The organism is Porphyromonas sp. COT-290 OH860, assembly GCF_000768935.1.
Taxonomy (GTDB): domain Bacteria; phylum Bacteroidota; class Bacteroidia; order Bacteroidales; family Porphyromonadaceae; genus Porphyromonas.
Map to the genome: position 1 here is coordinate 1 of NZ_JRAR01000005.1, position 808 is coordinate 808.

Here is an 808-nt window from a genome sequence, read left to right on the forward strand (position 1 = left end):
TGTCGATACAGTTAATTACATATTAAAGATAGTAATAATCAGGGATATACACAACGTTTCTAGCCGAAAAGAGGCAAAATACCGTGCAACGGTCTCAAAATGCGAATAATCAAATATGTCAAAGAGCGAATGATGAGATGATAATCTGAAAATCTTCTAAGAGGTTGAATCAGAGTCTCTGCGAATTGTCTAGTGTTTTACTGTACACTTTGGGTTCGCAGGGCCTATGATAGACCAATAAGAGATACCCTAAATGATTAGGTCACCCTCAACTTCGTAGGAAGTTACCTTACCAAAGGTCGATATTTGTCGCTGGTAATTCTTGCCTAGTTGATAGATACGCAGACTGTCCAGTTCATTATCAATGATTGAGAGGAGCTGATGCTTGAGTGTCACAAACTGAGCGGGATCGACGAGACACTCAAAAACAGAGTTCTGCACGCGCTGCCCGAAGTTTTGGCATATGCGAGCGACCTGTCGTAGCCGCTTCTCTCCATTGAGGCTAGAGGTGGAGACATCATAAGTAATAAGTAGGTACATAGGACTACTGGATTAGAAAAACAGGATAGTCATCTAGATCGCCTCTCAAGTGGCGAGCAAGTAGTTGTGCCTGAATGTATGGGAGTAACCCTAGAGGAGACTATTGCGCAATGCCCCGTTCAAAGCTTCTTGTATCTTTCTCGGTGTTTTTTGAGTGTTTGAGCGGCTTGGGGAGCCTTGAATACTATCCCCCTATCCCCATCCCTGAGGGATATTTCCCTCAGGGATGGGGATTTTACGGTTATTTGACACCTTCAAGCACAAGCAG

1 protein-coding gene and 1 pseudogene are annotated in these 808 nt (G+C 43.7%); both read right to left on the bottom strand.

Features of this window, described 5'->3' with window-relative positions; genetic code table 11:
• Window positions 1–249 precede the first annotated feature (249 nt).
• On the bottom strand, window positions 250–540 hold the full coding sequence (gene cas2, locus HQ41_RS00925; protein WP_044186669.1) for a CRISPR-associated endonuclease Cas2: 291 nt from the start codon (window positions 538–540) through the stop codon (window positions 250–252).
• A 4-nt stretch (window positions 541–544) separates the two neighbouring features.
• Window positions 545–637 (bottom strand): annotated as a pseudogene (locus HQ41_RS09815) (CRISPR-associated protein Cas1); the annotation flags it as partial.
• Window positions 638–808: the final 171 nt, after the last annotated feature.